The sequence below is a fragment of the Oceanospirillum sediminis genome, from assembly GCF_014164585.1.
GTDB lineage: Bacteria > Pseudomonadota > Gammaproteobacteria > Pseudomonadales > Halomonadaceae > Oceanospirillum > Oceanospirillum sediminis.
The window spans coordinates 1-400 of record NZ_JACJFM010000180.1 but is presented as its reverse complement, the minus strand read 5'-3'; the positions used below and the strand labels follow the sequence as shown (position 1 = coordinate 400).

1 protein-coding gene is annotated in these 400 nt (G+C 30.0%); it reads right to left on the bottom strand.

Features of this window, described 5'->3' with window-relative positions; all coding sequences use genetic code 11:
* The coding region (locus H4O21_RS28315; RefSeq protein WP_502243752.1) for a POTRA domain-containing protein at positions 1 to 350 on the bottom strand (350 nt) is incomplete at its 3' end.
* Between the last annotated feature and the right edge of the window lie 50 nt (positions 351 to 400).

Sequence of the window (400 nt, the reverse complement as noted above, 5' to 3'; positions counted from 1 at the left end):
CCATAATTCAAATTATTAATCAATCGTAAATTGAGAAATCCATCAAACTCTAATTTATTGGTCTCATCATTTGTGCCAAAACCTAAAAAGCCATCAAAGGTGTTGCTTTTGGATTTTTCTACATATATATATAAGGACGTGGAATCTTCTTGAAATAAAACTTCGGTAGATTTTACTTGGTTGGCAAATCTTAGGTTGTTGAGTTGTTCGGTCTTCTTTTCAATTTCAGACAAATCGAAAGTTTGAGAGGTTTTTAATTTCAAATAATGTTTCAGAAAGGATTTTGGAAATTTTTCATACCCAACTATTTTGATGTCATCAATGGTTCTTTTTGTTTTATTAGAGCTCACAATTAAATCTGCTTTAAGGTTGATGCTATCTTTTCGCTTAATGTTTGAAA